At 74.7% G+C, this 24,495-nt stretch carries 19 protein-coding genes; 15 read left to right on the top strand and 4 right to left on the bottom strand.

Annotation, left to right across the window (positions count from 1 at the left end; all coding sequences use genetic code 11):
* The first annotated feature begins 180 nt into the window (after positions 1–180).
* The 3 genes from ADL08_RS27300 to ADL08_RS27290 are packed head-to-tail and all read left to right on the top strand — an operon-like array spanning position 181 to position 3,829.
* Positions 181–1,146: an ABC transporter ATP-binding protein gene (locus ADL08_RS27300; protein WP_053647544.1), complete on the top strand. Its 966-nt coding sequence runs from the start codon at positions 181–183 to the stop codon at positions 1,144–1,146.
* Positions 1,143–1,898, top strand: a complete 756-nt coding sequence (locus ADL08_RS27295) for an ABC transporter permease (protein WP_053647542.1) — start codon at positions 1,143–1,145, stop codon at positions 1,896–1,898. The genes ADL08_RS27300 and ADL08_RS27295 overlap by 4 nt, the downstream gene beginning before the upstream one ends.
* Positions 1,895–3,829, top strand: a complete 1,935-nt coding sequence (locus ADL08_RS27290; RefSeq protein WP_053647541.1) for a TOMM precursor leader peptide-binding protein — start codon at positions 1,895–1,897, stop codon at positions 3,827–3,829. The genes ADL08_RS27295 and ADL08_RS27290 overlap by 4 nt, the downstream gene beginning before the upstream one ends.
* Before the next feature lie 319 nt (positions 3,830–4,148).
* Here the strand turns inward: ADL08_RS27290 and ADL08_RS27285 are convergent, their stop codons facing one another.
* From ADL08_RS27285 to ADL08_RS27275, 3 genes are all read right to left on the bottom strand, one after another.
* Complete coding sequence (locus tag ADL08_RS27285; RefSeq protein ID WP_053647558.1) at positions 4,149–5,558, bottom strand: oxygenase MpaB family protein; 1,410 nt, start codon at positions 5,556–5,558, stop codon at positions 4,149–4,151.
* Positions 5,559–5,647: 89 nt separating this feature from the next.
* Positions 5,648–6,361, bottom strand: a complete 714-nt coding sequence (gene uppS / locus ADL08_RS27280; protein ID WP_267889590.1) for a polyprenyl diphosphate synthase — start codon at positions 6,359–6,361, stop codon at positions 5,648–5,650.
* Between the two features lie 502 nt (positions 6,362–6,863).
* Positions 6,864–7,970 (bottom strand): DUF4034 domain-containing protein, encoded by a 1,107-nt coding sequence (locus tag ADL08_RS27275; RefSeq protein WP_053647536.1) that lies wholly within the window; start codon positions 7,968–7,970, stop codon positions 6,864–6,866.
* Between the two features lie 74 nt (positions 7,971–8,044).
* Here ADL08_RS27275 and ADL08_RS27270 point away from each other — a divergent pair, with 74 nt between their 5' ends.
* From ADL08_RS27270 to crcB, 6 genes are all read left to right on the top strand, one after another.
* Positions 8,045–8,254 (top strand): CBS domain-containing protein, encoded by a 210-nt coding sequence (locus ADL08_RS27270; protein ID WP_324610462.1) that lies wholly within the window; start codon positions 8,045–8,047, stop codon positions 8,252–8,254.
* Positions 8,255–8,297: 43 nt separating this feature from the next.
* Positions 8,298–9,248 carry an RNA polymerase sigma-70 factor gene (locus ADL08_RS27265; protein ID WP_234352280.1) on the top strand — a complete coding sequence of 317 codons (951 nt, stop codon included), beginning with the start codon at positions 8,298–8,300 and terminating at the stop codon, positions 9,246–9,248.
* A gap of 103 nt (positions 9,249–9,351) precedes the next feature.
* Entirely contained in the window at positions 9,352–10,098 is a 747-nt protein-coding gene (locus ADL08_RS27260; protein ID WP_053647534.1) for an SDR family oxidoreductase, read from the top strand.
* A 240-nt stretch (positions 10,099–10,338) separates the two neighbouring features.
* Positions 10,339–11,493, top strand: a complete 1,155-nt coding sequence (locus ADL08_RS27255; RefSeq protein ID WP_053647532.1) for a S1 family peptidase — start codon at positions 10,339–10,341, stop codon at positions 11,491–11,493.
* Between the two features lie 257 nt (positions 11,494–11,750).
* Positions 11,751–12,341 carry a CrcB family protein gene (locus tag ADL08_RS27250; RefSeq protein WP_420709664.1) on the top strand — a complete coding sequence of 197 codons (591 nt, stop codon included), beginning with the start codon at positions 11,751–11,753 and terminating at the stop codon, positions 12,339–12,341.
* A gap of 64 nt (positions 12,342–12,405) precedes the next feature.
* Positions 12,406–12,783 (top strand): fluoride efflux transporter CrcB, encoded by a 378-nt coding sequence (crcB, locus tag ADL08_RS27245; RefSeq protein WP_053647554.1) that lies wholly within the window; start codon positions 12,406–12,408, stop codon positions 12,781–12,783.
* Positions 12,784–12,822: 39 nt separating this feature from the next.
* Here crcB and ADL08_RS27240 read toward each other — a convergent pair whose 3' ends face one another.
* On the bottom strand, positions 12,823–13,926 hold the full coding sequence (locus ADL08_RS27240; RefSeq protein ID WP_053647531.1) for a chitinase: 1,104 nt from the start codon (positions 13,924–13,926) through the stop codon (positions 12,823–12,825).
* 357 nt (positions 13,927–14,283) lie between these two features.
* Here ADL08_RS27240 and ADL08_RS27235 point away from each other — a divergent pair, with 357 nt between their 5' ends.
* From ADL08_RS27235 to ADL08_RS27210, 6 genes are all read left to right on the top strand, one after another.
* A complete protein-coding gene (locus ADL08_RS27235) occupies positions 14,284–16,497 on the top strand; it encodes an alpha-N-acetylglucosaminidase (protein WP_234352279.1) in 2,214 nt (737 codons plus the stop codon).
* 80 nt (positions 16,498–16,577) lie between these two features.
* Positions 16,578–18,686, top strand: a complete 2,109-nt coding sequence (locus ADL08_RS27230) for a DUF4139 domain-containing protein (protein ID WP_053647527.1) — start codon at positions 16,578–16,580, stop codon at positions 18,684–18,686.
* An 8-nt stretch (positions 18,687–18,694) separates the two neighbouring features.
* Positions 18,695–20,257, top strand: a complete 1,563-nt coding sequence (locus tag ADL08_RS27225; protein WP_053647525.1) for a DUF4139 domain-containing protein — start codon at positions 18,695–18,697, stop codon at positions 20,255–20,257.
* A gap of 200 nt (positions 20,258–20,457) precedes the next feature.
* Complete coding sequence (locus ADL08_RS27220) at positions 20,458–22,269, top strand: ATP-binding SpoIIE family protein phosphatase (RefSeq protein WP_053647523.1); 1,812 nt, start codon at positions 20,458–20,460, stop codon at positions 22,267–22,269.
* Positions 22,270–22,375: 106 nt separating this feature from the next.
* On the top strand, positions 22,376–23,572 hold the full coding sequence (locus ADL08_RS27215) for a nitric oxide synthase oxygenase (RefSeq protein ID WP_234352278.1): 1,197 nt from the start codon (positions 22,376–22,378) through the stop codon (positions 23,570–23,572).
* Between the two features lie 147 nt (positions 23,573–23,719).
* Positions 23,720–24,385 carry a hypothetical protein gene (locus tag ADL08_RS27210; protein WP_053647521.1) on the top strand — a complete coding sequence of 222 codons (666 nt, stop codon included), beginning with the start codon at positions 23,720–23,722 and terminating at the stop codon, positions 24,383–24,385.
* Positions 24,386–24,495: the final 110 nt, after the last annotated feature.

The raw sequence follows: 24,495 nt of genomic DNA, 5'->3' as shown, positions 1-24,495 counted from the left end.
GCGCCCGCCGCATCCACACGTCCTACGCGGTCGCGTCGGTCGCCCTGGTGCTGCTCGCCGCCGGCGGCAGCTGCGCGGCCGTCGTCCTGCTGCTGCTCCGATGACCCGCCCGCCCTCGCCCACCACGCCCCCGCCCCCGCCCCCGCGGAAGACCACGCGATCCACGAATGAGGTACTTGGATGAGCTCCCCCTCCCCCACCACCGACCCCGCCGGGTCGCCCCCGGCCGTCGAGGTCACCGACGTGTCCAAGGGCTACGACGGCCGGAAGGCAGTCGACGGGGTGTCCCTGAGCATCCGGCGCGGCGAGTTCTTCGGACTGCTCGGGCCCAACGGGGCGGGCAAGTCCACCCTGGTGGAGATCATGGAAGGGCTGCGCAGGGCCGACTCCGGCACCGTCTCGGTGTTCGGCGAGTCGCCCTGGCCGCGCAACACCGCCCTGCTGCCGCGCATGGGCGTGCAGACCCAGTCCTCGGCGTTCTTCGTGCGGCAGACCGTCCACGAGCACCTGCGGACCGTCGCCGCGCTGTTCGGGGCGGACCGCGCGGCCGTCGACGCCACCCTGGAGTCCGTGGGGCTCGGCGGGCGGCACGGCGTCCGGGTGGACGACCTGTCCGGCGGGCAGCGGCAGCGGCTCGCCATCGCCTCGGCGCTGGTCCACGGCCCCGAGCTGATCTTCCTGGACGAGCCGACGGCCGCGCTCGACCCGGAGGGCCGGCGCGATCTGTGGGAGGTCCTGCGGGGCCTGAAGGCGGCGGGCCGGACCATCGTGTACACCACGCACCACCTGGACGAGGCGGAGGCGCTCTGCGACCGCGTCGGCATCCTGGTGGCCGGCCGGCTCGTCGTCACCGACGCGCCGCAGCACCTGATCGGCACCTTCGGCGCGAGCAGCCGGCTGCTCGTCCCGCTCGGCCGGATCGACGAGGAGCGGGCCCGGGCCCTGCCGGGCGTGGACGGCGTGACCGTGCGGGGCGGGCACCTCGTCCTGGAGACCCGTTCCACCGGCAAGGTGCTCTCCGCCCTCGACGCCGTGACCGGTCTCGACGGGGTGCAGACCCGTACGCCCAGTCTCGAGGACGTCTACCTCGACCTCACCGCCCGGCGGGACCCCCTCGCCCCGAACACCCAGGAGCAGCAGGCATGAGCGCCTACTCCGCGCTGACCGCGGCGGGCTACCGCGCCCAAATCCGGGACAGGACGACGGTCTTCTTCACCTTCGCCTTCCCGCTGCTCTTCCTCGTCGTCTTCGGGCTCGTCTTCCGGGGGAAGGCCGTCGAGGAGAGCGGGTTCTCGTACCTCTCGTACACCGCTTCCGGGGTGCTGTCCTGGGGCGTCGCGAACGCCGCCGTGTTCGGCATCGCGTTCACCCTGATGCAGTGGCGCGCGGACGACATCCTGCGGATGATCCGGATGTCGCCCGCGCCGCTGTCCTCCGTCATCGGGTCCCGCTACGTCCTCGCGCTCGGCGTGGGGCTCGTGCAGTCGGTGCTGTTCGTCGGGGTGGCGATGCTGCCCGGGTTCGGGCTCGTGCCCGCCTCCCGGTGGCCGCTGCTGGTCCCGGTCCTGATCCTGGGCATCACGACCTTCCTGCTGCTCGGGGTGATCATCGGCAGCGTCGCCGACACCCCGGAGTCGGTCGCCGGCATCGCCAACTTCCTGATCCTGCCGATGGCGTTCCTCTCCGGGTCGTTCTTCCCGCTGGACTCCATGCCGGAGTGGCTGCAGAACGTCTCGCGGGTCCTGCCGCTGCGCTACCTCAACGACGCGGTGTCGGCCGCCCTGACCGGACGCGGCGACCTCTCCGACATCGGGGTGGGGTGTGCGGGGCTCGTCGTGTTCGGCGTGCTCTTCGGGGCCGTCGCGGTGCGCTTCTTCCGCTGGACGAAGACCTCATGACCACCGTCGCGCTCCCGCGCCCGCTGGCGGAGGCCCGCGACGTCCTCCAGGCCTTCCTGGACTGCCGGTTCGGCGCGGACGCGCCCCGGGTGGTGCCGGTGGGGGCCGTCGGCGCCGGGGGCGGCCGGGCCCCGGACCCGTGGGCCGCCGACCGGCCTGCGGCGCTCGTCCACCTCAGCGCCTCGGCGGTCCTGCTCGGCCCCTGGGGCGGCGACGGGAGCGCGCCCGCCTGCGGCCGCTGCCTGGCCCTGCGGTGGCAGCGGCTGCGCAGCCGGAGCGAGCGCGACGCCCTGGAGACCGGCGGCCCCGACGGGCCCCGCCCGGCCGCCGCCTGGCCGCCGCTCACCGGGCACGTCCACGACACGGTGGCCGCGCTGTGCGAGGCACTGCTGCACGGACCGCGCCCGGTGCCGCCCGCCGCGCACCCGGCGGACCGCGCCCTGCCGCAGGTGACCCGGATCGACCTGGCGAACCTGCTGCTCAGGACGTATCCGCTGCTCGCGGACCCGCTCTGCCCGGACTGCGGGCCGGGAGGGGGCGACGGCGCCCCGCCGCTCGGCCTCGTCGCGCGCCCCAAGCCGGATCCGGACGGCTACCGGCTGCGGTCGGCCTTCTCGTACCCGCTCCCGGTCGACGCCCTGGCCAACCCGGTCTGCGGCGCGCTCGGGGCCGGGACCTGGACGGACGTCACCTCGTCCACGACCGCGCCGGTGGCCGGGAGCGTGTTCGTCCGGGGGTACGCGGGGCTCCACGACGTGACCTGGAGCGGGCAGGAGAACTCCTTCGCCACCAGCCGCCGGCTGGCGTTCCTGGAGGGCCTCGAACGGTACGCGGGCACCCGCCGGCGCACCGGCCGGGCGCCGGTCGTCGCCGCGTACGACGAGCTGGGGGACGAGGCGGTCGATCCGGCGGTGTGCGGTCTGTACGCCCCGGAGACGTACCGGGACGACCCCATGGTCAGGCCCTTCGACCCCGCCCGGCCCATCCCCTGGGAGCGGGGCCGGTCGCTGCGGGACGGGCGGCCCGTCCTGGTGCCGTCGCGGCTGGTCTACTACAGCATCCCGACGGCCGACGACGACTTCGTCTTCGAGTGCTCCAACGGCTGTGCCATCGGCGGCTGCCTGGAGGAGGCCGTCCTGGGCGGTCTGCTCGAACTCGTCGAGCGGGACTCCTTCCTGAACGGCTGGTACGGGGCGGCCCGGCTGCCCCGGATCGACCTGGCGACGGTCGGCGGCCCCACGGTCGCCGCCATGGTGGAGCGGGCCGCGCTCCAGGGCTACGACGTGCACGCCTTCGACAACCGGATCGACCTCGCGATCCCGGCGGTCACGGTGGTCGGCGTGCGCCGGGGCGGGGGGCCGGGCACGCTGTCCTTCGCGGCGGCCGCCTCGCTGGACCCCCGGTCGGCCGTCGAGGGCGCCCTGTCGGAGGTGCTGAGCTACATTCCGCACCTGGCGCGCCAGACGGCCGAGCGCCGGACCGAACTGGAGGCGATGGCCGACGACTTCTCCCTCGTACGGCACCTCAAGGACCATCCGCAGCTCTACGGGCTGCCCCGGATGGCCGCGTACGCGCGCGCGTACCTGGAGCCTTCGGAGGCCCGTCCGTTCGAGGAGGTGTACGCGGGGTGGGAGAGCGGCGGGCGGCCCCGCACCGGGGACCTGCGGGACGACGTGGGCGTGGTCGTGGACGAGCTGGTCCGGGCGGGTCACGACGTCGTGGTGGTCGACCAGACCACGCCCGAGCAGGAGCGGGCGGGGCTGCGGACGGTGGCCACGGTGGTGCCGGGGCTGCTGCCGATCGACTTCGGCTGGAACCGGCAGCGGGCCCTGCTGATGCCCCGGCTGCGCACGGCGCTCCACCGGGGCGGCCACCGGTCCCGTGACCTCACGGACGCGGAGCTCCTGCGGGCTCCGCACCCGTTCCCCTGACCCGGCTGTCCGACAGGCCCTGGGGGTCGTGGTGAAAGTCCCGGTCACGTGGTGCGACGTACGCGGGCGGCATCGTCGTCCGTGGCGCTGCGCATGCTCGACACGTCTGCTCTTCACGGAGACGGGGAAACGGCACGCCGATCACGCGGTCGGCCGGGACTGGTGAACGAGGACACGAAGGCCCTGCCTCTCGTGAAAGCCGTTCGTCGAGAGCTGCGATCAGCGCGGTCGCCTCGCGGCGGACGGCGATCGCCGCCCCGAGCGACCCACGGCGGGCCGGCATGCGACACCGCCGCGAACGCCACCGGTGTCCGGACGGTTACGCGTCGGAGAGGAGGGGGTCGTAGGGGGTGGTGCGCCGGCGCCCGGACATGAAGGACAGGAAGTCGTTGACGAATGCGCTGCGGCCGTAGGTTCCGCACGCGTCGGCGGCGTCGCGCTGGAAAGCGGTCCGGAACAGGGCCCGGTACTCGTCCGCGTCGATGGTGTGGTTGCCGTCCTTGTCGGTGACGTCGAAGAGGACTTCGGCGACCCTGATCAGCGCGGGGCCGGCCAGGGAGGGCGCTGCGGCGGCGTACTCGTGGGCGCTGACGCGGCCGTCGCCGTCGGCGTCGAGGGCGCTTTGGAGTTCGCGCCACCAGTCCGCGTAGGCGGTGTAGAGCCTGCTCTCCTCGGGCTCGTCCAGGTCGAGGCGGCCGGAGAGTTCGCGCGCCATGGCGGCGAGGTCGGGCCAGTCCAGGTACCCGTCCCCGGTCTGGTCGAGAACCTCGGCGAAGAACTCCCGCGCGCTGCGCCGCGCCTCGTTTCCCGAGGTGGGTGCGGGTTCCGGAGGGAGCGGGGTGATGAGCCGGACGAGGGCGGCGGCCCGCTTCATCCGATCGCGCAGGGCGCCGACCGTCCTGGCGCGGGGATCGTCGCTGTCCGGCGAGAGCGCCAGCAACTCGAGGACGTTCTCGGCCCTGATCCAGCCCTCGGGCAGGAACCGGGTCAGGCCGGCGGCCAGGTAGGTGCCCTGCATGAGGGTCTGCACTCCCGCGATCTCGGGCAGGCCCGCCCGGCGGCGGAACGGTTCCGGCAGGGACGCCACGGTGATCGCTCCGACGACCGGGCCGGCGACGGCCCGGCCGGTGGCCCACAGAGCGGGAAAGCCGTTCAGCACCGGTGGGGCGGGGAGGTGGTCGAAGAGCTTGTAGAGGATGATCCGCATCGCCTCGGTGTTCTCCAGCTCCTCGGCGACCACCCGGTCGTAGTAGGGCCAGAACTCGTCGAGGGTGCGCGGCAGGTGGCCGGCCCGGTCTCCCAGGGCGGCCTGGAAGGCCTGGAACTCGGCGTACAGCCGCTCCATGGTCCTCTGTTCGAGTGGTTGTCCGCCGAACCGGCACATGGCGACGGTGCTCTCGAACAGGGTCGCCACCACCCAGGCGCGCACGTCGGGGTCCATGGCGTCGTAGGGCCGGTCGTGCGGGTCGGTGCCGTGCAGCCGTGCGTGCAGCCGGTTGAGGCGCGCCGCCTCCCTTTGCCGGACGTGATCGTCGGCCCCGAACATGCGCTGCAGACTGGTGAAGGTGTTTCGCAGTCGCCGCCAGGGGTGGGCGACGAAGGTGGAATTGTCGATCAGGGCGGCGCCGATCTGCGGGTGCGCGGCTTCCAGTACCGTGGCCCGGATCACGGCCAGGGCCCAGCGCGGGTCGTTGAAGAGCACGTGGAACTGCGAGCCGGGCCCGAACAGGGGTTCCCCTCCCGTGTCGCCTTCTCCGCTGCGGTGACCACCGGCGTCGGCGTCGGCGGTCGTCGCGGAGCTGCGGTCGTCTGCGGTGGTCACGATGCGGGTTCTCCGTTCTGAGGCGGCGGCACGGCGCCGAAGCGGCGTTCACGCTGCCGGTAGGCGTGCAGGCACCGAAGGAAGTCCGGTGCGCGGAAGTCGGGCCACAGCACCGGCGGGAAGACCCATTCGGCGTAGGCGACCTGCCAGAGCATGAAGTTGGAGATGCGCTGTTCACCCGAGGTGCGGATGACCAGGTCCACGTCCGGGGTGTCGGGAAAGGGCAGGTGCGCGGCGAAGCTCTCCTCGGTCACGGATCCGGCCGGCACGCCGCTGCGGATCAGCGACCGTGCGGCCTCGACGATGTCCCTGCGGCCGCCGTGGTCGAAGGCGACGGTCAGCGTCATCCGGCGGTTCCGGCCGGTCAGCGTCGTCAAGTCGGCGATGTCTCCGGCCAGTCCGGGAGGGATCCGGGGGTCGGTCATGCCGAGGAAGCGGCAGCGGATGCCCCGCGCGTGCAGCAACGGGGCGTGCTTGCGCACCACCCGGCGCACCAGGTGCATCAGGAACTCGATCTCGGTGTCCGGGCGGCTCCAGTTCTCGGTGGAGAACGCGAACAGGCTCAACCAGCCCACTCCGGCCGCGCGTGCCGCCTCTATGACGTCGATGACCGTCGTCTCCGCGGCGCGATGACCTGACGTGCGCGGCAGGGACCGCTGCGCCGCCCACCGGCCGTTCCCGTCCATCACGCACGCGACGTGACGCGGCACCTGACCACGCGCCCCGGGCGGTTCTCCGCCCCGGGGAGCGGCGAGAGGAGAAGAAGGCCCCTTGTTCACGGACTGTCCTGTTGCCACGCCCGCCCCTTCAACGTCCATGACGGGCGCCGTCCCACGACGGAGGAGACTCCGCCCCGTGGGGCCGCCGCCGTGCAACGATCACCAACGGCAGACTGACAGCGCTCGGCCCCGTGCGGGCCGCACATCCCGTGGGATTCACCCTTGGCACTCGTGTCCGAGGTCGGCGTTCACCACGAGGCGACGGTGCTGGTCGCAGTGCTCGACGAGTGGCTGTGGTCGCGTCACCGCCTCGGGGGCGCATCGCTCACGACGAGCGCGGTGGCATCCACGGGCGGCGTGCCGTGTGTCGGGAAAGGACAGGGGCCGCCCAGCCGTGGTTCGGCGTGGGCGGCCTCGGCGATGGGGCACGTCTTCGAAGAACTCGGCGACAGCCACGGGCCGAAGCCGTGGGCCACGACTTTCCCGACGCTCCCTAGCGGCCTATTCCGTGGGACTTGACCGTCGGCACGACGGAGGCCCGGGACAGCTTCACCGCCCTGCCCCGGGCGGTCTCGAAGACCGTCTTCGGGTCTCCTTCCCTGCGCCAGGGCTCGGCACCGCACCACGGGCCGATCAGACGGAACTGCTCCAGGGCGGGCCCGTACATCCTCGACCGGAGCATGTAGTGGGCGAGGAGGTGGCGCAGGGCGGGCAGGCGCTCGTCGTCGGGGTCGACCTCGGCGAACGAGGCCGCGACCCGCTTCAGGTGCCCCCGCACCACGGGCGTGAAGGAGAGCAATGCGGCCGAGCGGCCTGTCAGCTCCTCCAGGGCGTGCACGTACATGCCGGTGAGCGGGCTGCCCTGCGGAGCCTTCCGGACCGCCTTCCGGGCGAAGCGCATCATCAGCCTGTCGCTGCCGTACCACTTGGCGCACCAGTACTGGAGGGCCTGCCAGTGCCCCTCGTAGTGGTGCGGCGCCCGGGCGACGAGGCCGTCCCAGAGCGGCCGGAACCGGGCACGGCCGTACTGGGCGCCCCGGGCGGCGGTGACCATGACGACCCAGGGGCCCGGGTTCGCGGGGTCGAGCAGCGCGGCCCGCCGGGCTTCCTCGATCGCGGCCGGGAGCATGGCACGGAAGCTGTCCATCCGGTCCGCCGGGACCTCGTGGGCGTACCCGCTGCCCCGGATCTCCCAGGCGCGGTGGACCATGATCCGGGCGTGGAGGGTGGCCGCGTCGCAGTTCCCGGGCTCGGCCGCGCGCCACGCGTCCAGCCAGGCGTCGTCCTCGCGGGCGACCTCCTGGAGGAGTTCGGTCCGGGACCAGCGCTCGTCCCAGTCGTCGCCCGCCGCCCGGACGTAGGCCTCGGCGGCCCGCCAGTCCCCGTTCCACGCCGCGTCGGCCACAGCCTGCCGTTCCTGGCGCCGGTGCGGCGGCGGGAGCGGGCCGGGGCGGCTCGGGTCGAGCTGTTCGCGGGGGGCGAGTCCGTAGTCGGAGGCCACGAAGTGCTTGCGGACCCAGCGGTCGGCCAGGTCGGGAATGACGAGGAGGTAGACCCCGCAGAGGAGGACACCGAGTACGACGGTTTGGAAGATCGGCACGGCTGCGAATGATCCCCCACTCGGTCACTCTCCGCAATAGCCATGGCCAACGATACGGCGAGGTCAGGGGCCGGGTGGGCGACCTCGTCCGGGACGAGATCGTCTACGTGCGGGCGGACGCAGAGGCCGACGAGGTCCTCGACGTCATGAGCGAGCACAGGATCCGGCGCGTGCCCGTCATCGACAGCCACGTCCTCGTCGGCATCGTCACCCAGGCCGACGTGGCCCGCGCCCTGCCCGACCGCAGGATCGGCGACCTGGTCGGGGCCGTCTCCGCCGACTGACCGGGCGACGTCACGCCTCCGGGCCCTGTGGCAGGCTGGCCGCGTGACGTCGGAGACCACGCAGCACCTCGCCCCGGACGACGGCGACGGCGACACCGCCGACGCCTCGGCCGCCGAGTTCACCGCCCACCGGCCCAGGATGTTCGGCCTGGCCTACCGGATGCTCGGCTCCGCCGAGGAGGCGGAGGACACGGTGCAGGACGCCTACCTCCGCTGGAGCGGGGCCGACCGCGCATCCATCGCCCACCCGGCGGCCTGGCTGGCCACGGTCGTCACCCGCCTCAGCCTGAACCGGCTGACCTCGGCCCGCGCGAAGCGCGAGGAGTACCCGGGGCCGTGGCTGCCCGAACCCGTCTTCACCCGCGACGGCGCGCTCGGTCCGCTGGAGTCCGCCGAGCGGCGCGACGCCGTCTCGACGGCCCTGCTCGTCCTCCTCGAACGGCTCACCCCGACGGAGCGCGCCGTCTACGTGCTGCGCGAGGCCTTCGCGTACAGCCATCGCGAGATCGCCGGGGTCCTCGGCCTGGGCGAGGCCAACTGCCGCCAGGTGTACGGCAGGGCGGTCCGGCGTCTGGAGAGGCCCGAGGCCCGTTTCGCGCCGGTGCGGGAGCAGCGGCACCGGCTCGTCGAGTCCTTCGTCACCGCCGCGCGCGAGGGCGATCTGGCCGGTCTGGAGCGGCTGCTGGCCGAGGACGTCGTCTGGTCGAGCGACGGCGGCGGGAGGGTCTCGGCCGCCCGGCGCCCGATCGTCGGGCGGGACGCCGTGCTGCGCTTCCTCGCGGGTGTCGCGCGGCGCGCGGAGGAGGGCACGGAGATCGCGCTCGCCGAGGTCAACGGGGCGCCCGCGCTGGTGAGCCACCGGGAGGGGACGCTCCTCGCCGTCACCACCTTCGAGGTGCGCGACGGCGCCATCAGCGGCGCGGGGGTCGTGATGAACCCGGACAAGCTCGCCTTCGCGGGCCGGCAGCTCGCCGGGGGAAGCCTCCTGGAATGAGGATTCCCGGGGCCGGCTGTCACATTTCCGGGGGCCCGCCGGTTCTCAGCCGATGACACGCGTTCCACCGGGGAGCGCGCACCCTGCGGAGGGAAGACGCACGATGACCACGATCCTGGTGACCGGGGGTACGGGAACGCTCGGACGGCTCGTCGCCGAGCGGCTGCGCGAGGACGGTGCCGAGGTGCGGGTACTGAGCCGCCACGCGCAGCCGTACGCGGTGGACCTGCGCGAGGGCACGGGCCTGGACGCGGCCGTCGAGGGCGTGGACACGGTGGTGCACTGCGCGAGCACGCCGCGCGGGGGCGACGACCGGGCGGCGCGCCACCTGGTCGAGGCCTCGCGCCGGGCCGGGGTCCGGCACCTGGTCCACATCTCGATCGTCGGCGTCGACCGCGTACCGCTCGGCTACTACCGGACGAAGCTCGCCGTCGAGAAGACGATCGAGGGGTCCGGGCTCGGCTGGACCGTGCTGCGGACCACGCAGTTCCACGACCTGGTGGTGGAGTTCCTGCGCAACGCGGCCCGGGTGCCGGTCGTGCCGCTCCCGGCCGGCGTCTCGGACCAGCCCATCGAGGTGGCGGAGGTCGCCGCCCGCCTCGCCGAACTCGCGGCCGGGGAGCCCGCGGGCCGGGTGCCGGACATGGGCGGCCCGGAGGTGCGTCCGATCGCGGACCTGGCCCGGACGTATCTGCGCGCGATCGGCCAGCACCGGCGCCTGCTGAACGTGCCCCTGGCCGGAAAGGCCTACCGGGGGTTCCGGGCGGGCGGGCACCTGGCGCCGGAGCGGGCCGTGGGCAAGGTGACGTTCGAGGAGTTCCTCGCGAAGCGCCTCCCCCCGCGCGCCTGACGCGCGCCACGACCGGGCCCCTACCCCTCGGGCCCCGGTCGTACGACTTCGGCCGAACGGGCCGCCGGGCGACCGGCGGCCCGTTCGGCGTCCGGGGGGACGGACGGGATCGGCGCCGCGAGACCGATCCCCCACCGTCCTGTTTTTGGTATGGACCTGCCAAGTCAATGCCGCTAGCGTAACGGCCGACGCGCTCTGAGAGCGCTCTCAAGCGTTCGCTCCCCCACACCAGGAGGCTTCGTGAAACGCACCACCCCCCTGGGCGCCGCCATAGCGGCCCTGTTGCTGACACTCGGTCTCGGCGCCGCCCACGCCGGGACCGCGCACGCCGCCCCGCTTCCCGAGCCCCCGTCCTCCGCACCGGCGGCCTCGGCCGGTCTGCTCGACGCCCTGCGGCAGGACCTCGGCCTGACCCCGGCGCAGGCCGAGGAGCGGCTGCGCGCCGAGAAGGCCGCGACGGCCGTCGAGAAGGCCGCCCGGCAGACGGCCGGAGGCGCGTACGGAGGCTCGTGGTTCGACGCCTCCTCGGGGCGGCTCGTCGTCGCCCTCACCGACCGGGCCGAGGAGGCCGAGGTGCGGGCGCTCGGCGCCGACACCCGGGTGGTCCGCCACAGCGCCGCCGCCCTGGACCGGGCCAAGGCCCGCCTCGACGCGCTCTCCGCGCCGAAGGGCGTGGCCGGCTGGCACGTCGACCCGAAGACGAACAGCGTCGCCGTCACGGTCGTACGGGCCGAGCGGGACGCCCCCTCCGTGCGCGCCTTCGTCGAGAAGGCGCGGGCGAACGGGCCCGTCACCGTCGCCGAGGCGGCCACCGCGCCCCGTACGTACGCGGCGGGCACCGTCGGCGGCGACCCGTACTACACCGGCAACGTGCGCTGTTCGATCGGCTTCTCCGTGCACGGCGGGTTCGTGACCGCAGGCCACTGCGGCCGGGCCGGGGCGGCGGTGCGCGGCTGGGACGGCTCCGCCATGGGCACCTTCCAGGGCTCCTCGTTCCCCGGCGACGACTACGCGTACGTGAGCATCCACAGCGGCTGGTGGACCGTGCCCGTCGTCCTCGGCTGGGGCGTCACCCCCGACCGGCTGGTGCGCGGCTCCGCCGAGGCGCCCGTGGGCGCGTCGATCTGCCGCTCCGGCTCCACCACGAAGTGGCACTGCGGCACCGTCCTCGGCAAGAACCAGACGGTCAACTACAGCCAGGGCGCCGTCCACCAGATGACGAAGACCAGCGTCTGCGCGGAGGGCGGCGACTCCGGCGGCGCGTTCATCAGCGGCGACCAGGCCCAGGGCGTCACCTCCGGCGGCTGGGGCAACTGCTCCTCCGGCGGCGAGACGTGGTTCCAGCCCGTCAACGAGATCCTCGGCCGCTACGGCCTCACCCTGCACACCGCCTGACGGGAGCCGGTGCGCGGCCGTTCCCGGCGGCCGCGCACCGGCGCTCCCGCGCCCCGGTCCGGGCGGCGCCGCTCGCGCGGCCGCCGGTATCCTGGAACCGCGACCGTCCCCGGACCGTCGCGCGGCGGTGGGGCCCGCCGCACCCGAACCGCGGCACGCGCTGCCGCCGACGGTCCCTACTCGTGACCCGTCCCCGCTCGTGTCCGCGCGGGGAAACACGCGTAGGGAGAGGCATGCGTTCCGACGAATCCCCGCAGATCCCGGACCCCGAGCCGGTCGACCCGGAGTCGGTAGACCCGGAGCCGGTCGCCCAGGATCCAGTCGCCCCGGGTCCGGTCGACCCGGAGCCGGTCGACCCGGAGCCGGTCGCCCGGGATTCAGGCGTTCCGGAGCCGGTCGACCCCGACGTCGACCCGGCGGACGTCCGCCGGCGGCGGGAGTCCCGGCATGCGCGGCGCGGCGTCCTCGCGGTGGTCGCGGCGGGCGGCTCGCTCGGCGCCCTGGCCCGCTTCGGGGCGTCGCTGCTGTGGCCCACACCCACCGGCGCCTTCCCCTGGACGACCCTGACGGTGAACGCCGCCGGCTGTCTGGCGATCGGCGTCCTCCTCGTCGCCGTCACCGAGGTCCTCACGGCCCACCCGCTGCTGCGCCCGTTCTTCGGGACCGGCTTTCTGGGCGGGTTCACCACCTTCTCCACGTACTGCGTGGACATCGAACGCCTCGTCGACGCGGGCCGCGCCGCCACCGCGCTCGCCTACCTCGCGGCGACCGTCGCCGCCGCGCTGGCGGCGGTGGCCGCCGGCGCGTTCGGCACGCGCCGCCTCCTGTCGCACCGGAGCGCGTCATGACCTTCCGTACGCGTCCGGCGGTCCGTCCGACCGTCCTCGTGCAGGACACCGGGGAGGGCCCGTGGTGAACGACTTCCTCCTGGTGGCCGTCGGCGGCGCCGTCGGCGCGCCCCTGCGCCATCTGACCGACCGCGCCGTCCAGGCCCGCCACGACACCGTCTTCCCGTGGGGCACCTTCACCGTGAACGTCGTGGGCTCCCTGATCCTCGGCCTGCTCACCGGCGCCGCGCTGTCGGGGGCGGCCGGGCACACCGTGCGGCTGCTCCTGGGAACCGGACTGTGCGGCGCGCTGACGACGTACTCGACGTTCTCCTACGAGACGCTGCGGCTGGCCGAGTCCGGTGCGCGGTTCCTCGCCGTGGCGAACGTCGTCGCCTCCGTCGTCGCCGGGCTCGGCGCGGTCTTCGTCGGCCTCGCCCTGGCGCGGGTCCTCTTCCCCTGAGCCGGTCCCGGCGGCCGGATCAGGGGAAGAGGGCGCCCGCTAGCGGCCCTGGAGCGCCTTGACGCTGTCGCCGAAGGTCCAGCCCTTCGAGCCGTCCCAGTTCGCCGACCAGGTCATCAGGCCCTTGAGGGCGCCCTTGTAGTGGTTCCACGCCTGGGCCACGGCCGACGGGGCCATGTGGCCGCCGCCCGCGCCCGGCTGGGCGGGCAGGCCGGGCACCTGCTTGTCGTACGGGACCTTGATCGTGGTGCCCTGGATGACCAGGCCCTTGTTCAGGCAGTCGGTCTGGGCGACGAACCCGGCGACGGTCCCGGCGGAGTAGGAGTCGCCCGCGCAGCCGTACATGCTGCCGTTGTAGTACTGCATGTTGAGCCACCACAGGCGCCCGTTGTCGGCGTACTTCTTGATGACCGGCAGGTACGCGCCCCAGATCGAGCCGTAGACCACGCTGCCGCCGGTGACGTACGCGGTCTCCGGGGCCATCGTCAGGCCGAAGCCGGCGGGCATGCGGGCGAGGACGCCGTCGATGATGCGGATCAGGTTGGCCTGGGAGGGGGAGAGGCTGGTGGGGGAGCCGCCGCCGACCAGACCGGTCTCGATGTCGATGTCGATGCCGTCGAAGTTGTACTTCTTCAGGATCGGCACGATGGTGGCGACGAACCGGTCGGCGACGGCGGTGGAGTTCGGGTCGATCCCCGCCGCGGCCCCGCCGATCGACATCAGGACGGTCGCCCCGGCCGCCTTGGCGCGACACATCTCGGCGGGGGTGGCGACGCGGACGGTGCTGTCCATGCCGTCCTCCCACAGCACCGTCCCGTCGGAACGGATCACGGGGAAGGCGGCGTTGATGACGTTGTAGCCGTGGGCGGCGAAGCGCGGGTCGTCGATGGGGGCCCAGCCGAAGGGCGGGTGGACGCCGTTGGCCGCGCCGTCCCAGTTCTCCCAGTACCCCTGGAGCACCTTTCCGGCGGGCCTCGGCTTGAGGGCGCAGGTGTCGGCGGCGGGGGCGGGGACGGAGGGGGCGGTCGCGGCGGTCGGCGCGGGCTGCGCGCCTTCGGCGGCGGCGGGCGCGGCGAGGGCGGCGGCCGCGAGCAGGGCGGCGAGCCCCGCTCCGAGGACACGGGTGATCCGAGAGCCTGGCATGCGTGCTCCTTGGGACGTGGGGGGATGGGTCCTGGGGACGGCGCGCGCTCCAGCAGACCGTAGGTTGGTCCAGACCATTCGTCAACCACCGGCGTCGACAGCGGAGTTGACTGCTTCCGCCGTTCCGGGCGCAGACCAGGACCTCACGCCGGAGGGGGCGGGGCCGGTCGGCGCGCACCGCGGCCGCGTACGTCCACGGGGAACCCGTACCCCCGGCGCGTACGCCCGCAAGGATGAGACGACGCAGGTCCCCGCTCCACCTGCGTCCTTCGGGCGAGAGGGCGTAGGAAGGTGGGCGGACGATCCGCCGGACTCTTTCGAGCAGGGAACCAAGGGAACCAGATGGGCCGTCGCCTGATGCTCCGATGCCGTCACGTCCTCCTCCTCGTGGCGCTCGTCGCCGCGATGGCGGTCACGCCCGGCACGCTCTCCCCCGGAGGGGGAACCGTCTCCGCCACCGCGCCCGCCTTCGACACGGCGCCCGCGCGGGCGGCACTGGAACGCCTGCTGTCCTCGCGGGCCCGGCAGTTCGTCCTGGTCCCCGTCGAGCGGCCGGAGTCCGGCGACCGCTTCGAGGTCTCCGGCGGGGCGGGCAGGATCCAGGTGCGGGGCACCTCGCCGGCCACGCTGCTCGCCGGGGCGGGCTGGTACCTGGAGCGGGTCGCCGGGGTCGACATCGGATGGCCGGGCGACAGCCTCGGCCGGCTGCCCGCCGTGCTCCCCGGGGTCCCCGGGACCCTCACCCGGTCGGCGAACGTGCCCCACCGCTACGCCCTGAACGACACCGACGAGGGCTACTCGGGGGCCTACCGGGACTTCGACGCCTACCGCCGCGACATCGACCTGATGGCGCTGCACGGCGTGAACGAGGTCTTCGTGCCGACGGGGGCCGAGTACCCGTACCACCGGGCGCTCCAGGAGTTCGGCTACGACGCCGCCGAGCTGCGGAGCTGGATCCCCGCCCCCGCCCACCAGGCCTGGTGGCTGCTGCAGAACATGTCGGGCTTCGGGGGACCGGTCTCCGAGCAGCTGGTCGAGGCCCGTGCCGCGCTCGGCGGCCGGATCGCGCGGCAGCTGCGCTCGCTCGGGATGACCCCCGTGCTCCCGGGCTTCTTCGGCACCGTGCCGCCGGGCTTCGCCGCGCGGAACCCGGGGGCGGTCACCGTCCCGCAGGGCACGTGGGTGGGCTTCGACCGGCCCGACTGGCTGGACCCGACCGGACCGGTCTTCGACCGCCTCGCCGCCGCCTACTACCGGGTCCAGCGGGAGCGGTTCGGCGACAGCGACATGTTCAAGATGGACCTGCTGCACGAGGGCGGCACCCCCGGCTCGGTCGACGTCGCCGCGGCCGCCGGGGCCGTCCAGCGGGCCCTGGAGACCGCGCGCCCCGGCGCCACCTGGGTCATGCTCGGCTGGCAGAAGAACCCGACCGCCGCGTTCCTGAGCGGGGTGGACCGCGACCGGGTCCTGATCGTCGACGGCCTCTCCGACCGCTACGACGGCCTCGACCGCGAGACCGAGTGGGGCGGCACCCCCTACGCGTTCGGCTCGATCGCCAACTTCGGCGGCCACACCAGCCTCGGCGCCAACACCGGCGTCTGGGGCGGGCGTTTCCACTCGTGGCTGACCAGGCCCGACTCCGCGCTGCGCGGCATCGCCTACCTGCCGGAGGCCACCGGCGGGAACCCCGCCGGGTTCGACCTGTTCACCGAACTCGCCTGGGAGCCGGGCCCCGTCGACCAGCGGGCCTGGTTCGCCGCGTACGCGGCCCGCCGCTACGGCGGGGCCGACCCGCACGCGGCCGCCGCCTGGGAGGAGCTGCGCCTGGGGCCGTACGGCATGGCGCCGGGGACGTGGAGCGAGCCGCAGGACAGCCTCTTCACCGCGCGGCCGAGCCTCACGGCGACCAGGGCGGCGCGCTGGAGCCCGGCCTTCTCGCGCTACGACGCGGCCACGGTGGAGCGGGCGCTGTCGGAGCTGCTGCGGGTCGCGCCCGCGCTGCGGGCCACGGACGCGTACCGGTACGACCTCGTGGACGTGGCGCGCCAGGCGCTCACCAACCGCGGCCGGGTGCTGCTGCCGCGGATCAGGTCCGCGTACGAGGCGAAGGACCTGGAGCGGTTCCGGTCGCTGGTGCGCGAGTGGAACGCCGGCACGGAGCTGCTCGGCCGGCTCGTCGGCTCCGACCGGCGGTTCCTGCTCGGTCCGTGGCTGGAGGACGCCCGCGCCTGGGGCGCCGACCCGGCCGAACGCGACCGCCTGGAGTACGACGCCCGCTCGATCCTGACCACCTGGGGTGGCCGGGGGCCGAGCGAGACGGGGCTGCGCGACTACGCCAACCGCGAGTGGGACGGGCTCGTCCGGGACGTCTACGCGCCGCGCTGGGCCGCCTACTTCGCGAGCCTCGACACCGCCCTGACGACCGGTGCGGCGCCCGTCGCCGTCGACTGGTTCGCGCGGGACGACGCCTGGGCCCGGGACCACCGGAGCTACCCGACCGCGCCGGCCGGCGACCCCCACGCGCTCGCGGAGGAGGTGCGGGCGGTCCTGGCGGCGGCGTCCACGGCCTGAAGGACGCCGCCCGGCACCGGACCACGGCCCGTCCGCGTAGGCTTCGACCGGTACGACGGACGCGGCAGGGGGCGAGGCGCATGTCGGAGGAGACGGCCCGGAGGTGGGGTTCGACCCTCGATTCGGTCGTGGTGTACGCGCAGGGCGCGGTCTGCCGCCGGCTGGCCCGGGGCACCGTGCCCCCGGACGGCCGGGTGCGGGTCGCGGGACTGCCCCGCACCCTGGATCCGGGCTCGCTGCGGGCCCGGGTCCTGGGCCCCGCCGGCGTCCGGGTCACCGAGGCCAGGGTGCGGGTCGCGGCCGAGCCGCTCGACGGCGACACGCCCGACGAGCTGCGGCGCGAGGTCGAACGGCTGCGTGACGCGTGCGCGGCGGCCGAGGGGCGCCGGGACCGGCAGCTGACCCTGATCGAGGAGGTCAAGGGAGTGCACCCGGTCCCTCCGGCCCGCAAGCGCGAGGACCCGCACCGCCGCACCCCGGTCGACGCCTGGCTGGAACTCGCCGACTTCGTCGACGAGCGGCTGGCCCGTCTGCACGCGCGCCTCGTCGACGCGGAGGAGGAGCTGCGCCGCGCCGAGCACGCCCTCTCCGTCGCCGCCGACCGGCTCGAACGGGCCTCCACCGACGCCCCCGCGTCGCACGTCGGGACCACCGTCTCCGCCCTCCTGACCCTCGACGGCGCGGCCGGCGGGGAGGTGGAGCTGGAGCTGGAGTACGGCGTGCCGGGCGCCGTCTGGGTGCCGGCCTACCGGCTCTCGCACCGCCGGGGCGACGACGGAGGGCGGCTGGTGCTGCGCGCCTCGGTCGCCCAGCGCACCGGCGAGGACTGGACCGGGGTGCGCCTCGCCCTGGCCACCGCCGACCTGCGGCGCCGCACCGACCTGCCCCGCCTGCGTTCGGTACGGATCGGACGCCGGCAGGCGGCCCCCGCGCCGTCCGGCTGGCGCGAGCCCCCGGCGGGCCTCGACGACCTCTTCGCCGGGTACGAGGCGGCCGGGCCCGGGCCCGTCCCGGCCTCCTCCCGGCTCGGTGGCGCCGCGGCGGGCTCCGCGGCCGTGCCGGTCGCGGCCGGTCCGGTCCCGTCGCCGCCCCCGGCTCCCGCGTCCGCGTCCTTCGCCGGGCCGCCGGCGCTCACCGGAGCGCCCCCGCCGCCCGGCGCCGTGCACGGCTTCGCGCCCGAGGCGTACGGCGGGGCCCCGGGATCCGCGCCGCAGGGTTACGGCGGGGCGCCGGGGCCGGCACCAAAGGCCTACGGCGGCGCGCCCGGATCCGCCCCGCGGGGCGCCCGGCGCGCCATGGCGCCCGCGGCTCCCGGCGCGCCCGCGCCCGCCCCGCCGCCGCCGCCCGCGCCGGCCGGTCCGCCGCGGCCGAGCGGCGACGAGCTGGACTACGCCTCCCTCGTCCTGTCCGGCCCCGACGACCGGGGGCCGCGCCGGGGCCGGCTGTTCCCCGACTCCTCCTTCGACGCCGTGGCGACCGAGTACCGCCGCCGTGCCGAGGGGGTGGCCGCGCTGCCGCTGCCCCCGCACGCCGTGCGGCCCCGCGAGTCGGCGGGCTCGTTCGACCACCGCTTCGACGCCGCCGGCCGCGCCGACGTCCCGTCGGACGGCACCTGGCACACCGTCGCCGTCGGCGAGATCCCGGTCGGCCTGCGCACCGAGTACCTCTGCGTGCCGTCCGTGGAGGAGACCGTGTACGCGACGCTCGTGGTCTCCAACGCCACCGGTCAGGCCCTCCTCGCCGGCCCGGTGGAGGTCACCGTCGACGACGGGTTCCTGCTGACGGCCGCGCTCCCCACGCTCGCCCCCGGCGGCGTCAGGAGGCTGGGCCTGGGCCCGGCCGAGGCGGTCCGGGTGACCCGCCGCAGCCAGCTGCGGGAGTCGACCGCGGGCCTGCGCAACAACGTCACCGTGCTCGACCACCAGGTGCGCGTGGAGCTGGTGAACCGCCTCGCGGCGCCCGCCGTCGTGGAGGTCCGCGAGCGGGTGCCGGTCACCTCCGAACCCGACGTGCGGATCGAGGAGCGGGCCGGCTGGGCGGCGCCCGGGGACGGACCCGAGGAGCACGCGCCGGGCACCCGCGTCCGGCGGGTCGAACTCCCCGCCGGGGGCACCGCCGTCCTCGAAGGCGGTTACGAGATCCGCATCCCGGCCGGCAAGGCCCTGGTCGACGGCAACCGCAGGAGCTGACCCCCACCATGACCACGGAATCCCGTCCGATCGCCCTTCCCGTCACCGCCGTCACCTGTCTGGAGGACCGCGCCCACGTCGAGCGGACCGCCGGCCTCGACCTGGCGGCCGGCGTCCAGCGCCTGCGCCTCGGCCCGATCGGCGCGGCGGCCGTCGACCGCACCCTCCACGCCGAGCTGGCCTCCGACCGCCCGGCGACCGTGCTCGGCGCGCGGATCGTCCGCACCTGGACGCCGCGCGGCCCGGTCCCCTCCCCCGGCGACGACTCCGCCCTCCGGCTGCGCCTGCACGCCCTCGACGAGGAGCGGGACACCGTGGAGCGGGAGCGCGACCGTCTGCTCGCCCGGCTCGACCTGCTCGGCCGGCTCGCCGCCGACCTGCTGCGGGAGATCCGCGAGGGCGTCGGCTCCGGGGAGAGCGAGGGGGAGCGCTGGGCCCGGGAGCTGGACCGCGTGGACGCCGAGCGCGACACGTACGCCGAACGGCTCCGTGCCGTCGGGGTCCGGCTGACGGCCCTCGAGACCGAGTACGACGTCACCCTGCGGGCCGCGGACGAGGCCGAGGAGGAGCCCGCCGAGCTGGTCGCCCACGTGGAGCTGACCGTGGAGGCCGCGGAGGCCGGCCCGGCCCGGCTGCGGCTCGGCCACCTCACCCCGTGCGCGCTGTGGCGGCCCGCCTACCGGGCCGTGCTCGACGGCGGCTCGCTGACGCTGGAGACCGAGGCGGTGGTCTGGCAGCGCACCGGCGAGGACTGGTCGGACGTGCGGCTGACGCTGTCGACGGCCCGTTCGGCGTCGGCCACCGAGCCGCCGCGCCTGGTCGAGGACCGGCTGACGCTCAGGGACCGTTCCGCCGCCGAGCGCCGCACGGTCGACGTGGAGGTGCGCGAGGAGCTGATCGGGGACCTCGGGCCGGCGCCGGTGCTCGGTCTGCCGGGCGTCGACGACGGCGGCGAGGCGCGCGTCCTGAACGCCCCCGTGCCGGTCTCCGTGCCGGGCGACGGCCGTGCGCACCGGGTGCCGCTCTCCGTCTTCACGGCGGACGCGGGCGGCGAGTACGCCTGCTCCCCCGAGCTGTCCCCGCTGGTCACCCAGGTGGTGCGGTTCGACAACCGGTCCGGGCACGCGCTGCTCGCGGGGCCGGTGGACCTGGTGCGCGGCAGCGGCTTCGCCGGCCGCGGCACGCTGGACTTCACCGCTCCCGGCGCCCCCGCGGAGCTCGCCTACGGCAGCCGTGACGACCTCCGGGTCGTCCGGTACGCCGAGGAGTCCCACGACACCGCGGGGCTCACGCAGCGGACCGTGGTCACCCACACGGTCCGGCTGCACCTGTCCCGGTTCTCCGCGCCGGGCGAGGAGGGCGAGCGGGTGGTCGCCCTGCGGGAGCGGATCCCCGTCTCCGAGGTGTCGGCGGTGGAGGTGCGCCTGCGCGAGGAGTCCTGCTCCCCCGCGCCGGCCTCGGTGGACGCGGACGGCGTCGTCCGCTGGGACGTCTCCCTGCCTCCGGGCGGGCGCCGGACGGTCACCCTGGTGTACGAGGTGTCGGCGGCCGCCAAGGTCGTGGGGATGTGAGGGCGGGGCGCCCGGGGGACGATCCGTCCTCCGGGCGCCCCGTGTCCCCGGTTTCGCGTCGCGGACGGTGGCCTCCGGGTGACTCCTCGTGGCCGTGGGCGTACTTGCGCAGGTTGCTTCCGCATGCCTGATGCACTGTGGCCTCTTCCGGTGCAGACTGTGCAGCAGATGGCGTCACATCCTGTCTGGAGGCCGAAAGAGTGAACGGCGGGAGCGACAGGCGGCGCCTGACCAGCCGCGCCTCGGCCGGGAGCAATCCGTCGGCCCACCACCCGGCCGGTGCGGGCGCGCGGTTCCGCAGGAGCAGGGGGCTGCTGCCGCCCGACCGGTTCACCACCCGCAGCCAGCTGGCGTGGCTGAATTCCGCCACGTCCCGGATCGGTACGACCCTGGATCTGGAGCGCACCGCTCAGGAGCTGGCGGAGTTCACCGTGCCCCGGTTCGCCGACGGCGCCGCCGTGGACGTCCTGGAGAGCGTGCTGCGGGGCGAGGAGGGGGCCCGGTGGACCGGGGAGGGCATCCCCCTGCTGCGGGCCACGGCGCTGTGCGCCATCGAGGAGCTGTCCTCCCTGGAGCCCACCCCGGTGGGCGAGACCTACGTCCAGTCCGAGGAGCAGCACGAGACGCTGCTGCACCGGTACTGCCTCCGGCAGGGCAAGCCGGTCCTGCTGGGCCGGCTGCGGGACGACGACTTCGCCCGGGTGGCGCCGACGGCGAGCGCGGCGGCGCAGATGCGGGCCGCCGGGGTGCACAGCTATCTGGCCGTGCCGCTGATCGCCCGCGGACTGCTGCTCGGCAGCGCCGACTTCGTGCGCGGTCCCGGGACGCCTCCGTTCTCCTCCATGGACCTGGCCCTGGCGGAGCAGCTCGCCTCGAAGGCCGCCGTCTTCATCGACAACGCCCGGCTGTACGGGCGCGAGCGCGAGCACGTGGTCTCGTTGCAGCGCAGTCTGCTGCCGCGCGCGACCCCGGTGACGCCGGGGCTGCGGCTGCACTCGGAGTACGCGCCCTCGACGGCCGGCCGCGGGGTGGGCGGGGACTGGTACGACGTGATGGCGCTGCCCGGCGGGCGGACGGCCCTGGTGGTGGGGGACGTGATGGGGCACGGACTGCCCGCCGCCGCCACGATGGGACGGCTGCGGGCCGTCGCCCGCACCCTGATGACCCTGGACATGGCCCCGGAGCGGGTCCTGGCACGGCTCGACCTGGCCACCCGCGACCTGGAGGACGAGCAGGTCGCCACCTGTCTGTGCGCGGTCTACGACCCGGCGGACTCCAGCTACACGCTGGCCAGCGCCGGGCACCTGCCGCCGCTGCTGCTCGACGGGCGGGGCGCGGCCGACTTCGTGGACGTGCCGGCCGGCGCGCCCCTGGGGGCGGGGGTGATCCCGTACGACCCGATCAGGCTGAAGGTCCCCGACGGCGGCCGTCTGGTGATGTACACGGACGGGCTCATCAAGACCCGGACAGAGGACCTGGACGAGCAGTTGGAGCGGCTGCGGTCGGCCGCGCTGGGCCTCACTCCCGGGGCGCTGGAGGCGGGCGGTCTGGTGGAGCGCGCCCCGGCCGGGGCCCTGCGGTTCGACGAGGCGGTGCTCCTCGTCGCGACGGACTCCCCGTCCCCGCGCGGCGACCTGAGGGTGTGGGAGCTGCCGAAGGACGGACGGGCCGCCTCGGTCGCGCGGAACCTGGTCACCGGTCAGCTCGCCGAGTGGGGCCTCGACGAACTCGCTGACGTCTGCGAGCTGGTGGTCTCCGAGCTGGTGGGCAATGCGCTGCGGTACGGCAACGGGCCTGGCGAGCTGCGGCTGTGGCGCGGCGAGCGGCTGGTCGTGGAGGTCTCGGACACGGGCCCCGACCTGCCGCAGATCCAGCACGCGGACCTCAGCGACGAGGGCGGTCGGGGGCTCCAGCTCATCAACATGCTCTGTCGCCGCTGGGGTTCCTGCCGCACCGTCACCGGCAAGGTGGTCTGGGCGGAGCAGAACGTGCCGGTCGCCCAGGAACCGTAGCGAACCGGGCACGATACCAGCGCGGCACCGTTCCCGTACGAAGTACGCACACTCTCCACACACGCGCGAACACATGGGGTAGTCATGGGGGCCAGGAGGGAACACCTTGGTCTTCAGTCTGCTGCGCCGGCGGAAGCCGGCCCCCGTCGGCGTCTGTCCGTTCACGTCCGATTCCGTCCCCGGCCCGGAGGGGCTCCCACGACCGCGGGAAGCGGCGCCGCACGTCACCGACCGGCGGGAGGCGGAGAGCTTCGTCCGGCAGTTCCACCAGGAGGAGCCGCGGGCGGGTGACGCGGAGCGCCGGGTCCGCGAGGTCCTCGCCGAGATCGACCGGACCGGCACGTACGAACACACCACGGACGAGCTGGCCTTCGGCGCCCGCGTCGCGTGGCGCAACGCGGCCCGCTGCATAGGCAGGCTCTACTGGCGCGGCCTCGTGGTGCGCGACCTGCGGCACGTCACCTCGGCCGACGGGATCGCCGACGCCTGCTTCGAGCATCTGCGGCTGGCCGGCAACGAGGGCCGGATCCGGCCGGTGGTCTCGGTCTTCGCGCCGGACCGGCCCGGCCGCCCCGGGCCCCGGATCGTCAACGACCAGCTGGTGCGCTACGCGGGACACCGCACCCCCGGGGGGCGCTGGGCCGGCGACCCGCGCGGCGCGGAGCCGACCGCGCGCGCCCGCGAGCTGGGGTGGAAGCGGAGCGACGACCCCTTCCAGATACTGCCGTTGATGGTGCGGGAGCGTCCGGACGCGCGGCCGGAGTGGTACGAGCTGCCGGACGGGTGCGTCATGGAGGTGCCGCTGCGGCATCCGGACCATCCGTGGTTCGCGGAGCTGGGCCTGCGCTGGTACGCGGTGCCGGCGATCAGCGACATGCTGCTGGAGATCGGCGGGGTGCGCTATCCGGCGGCGCCGTTCAACGGCTGGTACATGGGGGTGGAGATCGGCGCCCGGAACCTGGCCGACACCGACCGCTACGACCTGCTGCCGGTGGTCGCGGAGCGGCTGGGCCTCGACCGCTCCTCGGAGCGGACGCTGTGGCGGGACCGGGCGTTGGTCGAGCTGAACGTGGCGGTGCTGCACTCCTTCGAGGAGGCCGGGGTGACGATGGCGGACCACCACACGGAGTCCGAGCGGTTCCTCCGGCACATCGACCGGGAGAGCCGCCACGGCAGGCCGACCCCCGCCGACTGGAGCTGGATCGTCCCGCCCGTCTCCGGCTCGACCACCCCGGTGTTCCACCGCTACTACGATCCGGTCGACGACTCCCTGCGTCCCGCGTTCGTCGCGCGCGAGCGGTAGGGGGTGTCTTGTCGATCACGCCGGGCTCGCGGCGCCCGATCGACAAGACACCCCCTGGGACCGGCGCCGACCGCGCGGGCCGTAAATCGGGAGCCCCGGCCCGGCGGCTCCGCGTAGGGTGCGGCGACGGCGGTCCGAAGGGGAGACGTGGAACAGCGGGTACGGGTGCACAGGGTCGGTCTGGACGGGCGCGAGGTCCGGGTGGTGCGGTCGGCCCCCGGGCCGGACGCGACGGGGCCGGCGCTGCGCGACGACGGGCACTGGCTGTCGATGTACGCCGACCGGGACGGCGCCGAGCGGCTCGCCGCCCTGTGGGCGCTGGCCGCCCGGTCCGCCCGGTCGCTGGTGTACCTGCCCCTCCGGGGCAATCCGGCGCCCCACGACGGCGCCGGCGAGGTCGAACCGGTCGCCCTCGACCTGGTGCTGGTCCATCACAGCCTGCAGTTCCCGCCCTCGGCGTGGAAGGGCGTCAGGGCGCGGCTCGGTGCGGGCGTGCCCGGCACCGTCTCCCTGCCGGACGACGACCTCCCGGACGGGGACGCCGTCGACCACGAGCGGCAGCGCCACCGGACGTACCGCGACCACCTCGCCTTCGACATCGCCGCGCACACCCTCTTCGTCGTCGGCAGCTCCACCGCGTTCCGCGAACAGGGCGCCGCGCTGCGCCGGTTCGTCGAGCAGGCTCCTTCCCACGCGCGTCGCCACCCGGAGTCGGGACACTTCTGTGTGGAGTTCGCTCCGGGGCCGTGGGGCCGGGGGCGGACGCGTCGGCACGTGCCCGGCAGCCTGCACGTCGAGTACCTCGACGGTTGACGGCCGGTGCCTGAGCTTCCGACGGCCTGAGCGTCCGACAGGGAGCGGGCGCGGGCCGGGACTTCGGTGAACCCTGAGTAAATTCGATCACTCTTGATCGCATAAATGGG

It is taken from the genome of Streptomyces sp. NRRL F-6492 (assembly GCF_001280125.1).
GTDB lineage: Bacteria > Actinomycetota > Actinomycetes > Streptomycetales > Streptomycetaceae > Streptomyces.
Note: the sequence above shows the minus strand (reverse complement) of the source record. Positions and strands in the feature narration are given on the sequence as shown.

Excerpts from the sequence above, each read along its gene's own strand:
- ADL08_RS27300 (WP_053647544.1), top strand. The coding sequence starts at position 181 with ATGAGCTCCCCCTCCCCCACCACCGACCCCGCCGGGTCGCCCCCGGCC.
- ADL08_RS27295 (WP_053647542.1), top strand. The coding sequence starts at position 1,143 with ATGAGCGCCTACTCCGCGCTGACCGCGGCGGGCTACCGCGCCCAAATC.
- ADL08_RS27290 (WP_053647541.1), top strand. The coding sequence starts at position 1,895 with ATGACCACCGTCGCGCTCCCGCGCCCGCTGGCGGAGGCCCGCGACGTC.
- ADL08_RS27260 (WP_053647534.1), top strand. The coding sequence starts at position 9,352 with ATGACCACGATCCTGGTGACCGGGGGTACGGGAACGCTCGGACGGCTC.
- ADL08_RS27240 (WP_053647531.1), bottom strand. The coding sequence starts at position 13,926 with ATGCCAGGCTCTCGGATCACCCGTGTCCTCGGAGCGGGGCTCGCCGCC.
- ADL08_RS27235 (WP_234352279.1), top strand. The coding sequence starts at position 14,284 with ATGCTCCGATGCCGTCACGTCCTCCTCCTCGTGGCGCTCGTCGCCGCG.
- ADL08_RS27230 (WP_053647527.1), top strand. The coding sequence starts at position 16,578 with ATGTCGGAGGAGACGGCCCGGAGGTGGGGTTCGACCCTCGATTCGGTC.
- ADL08_RS27225 (WP_053647525.1), top strand. The coding sequence starts at position 18,695 with ATGACCACGGAATCCCGTCCGATCGCCCTTCCCGTCACCGCCGTCACC.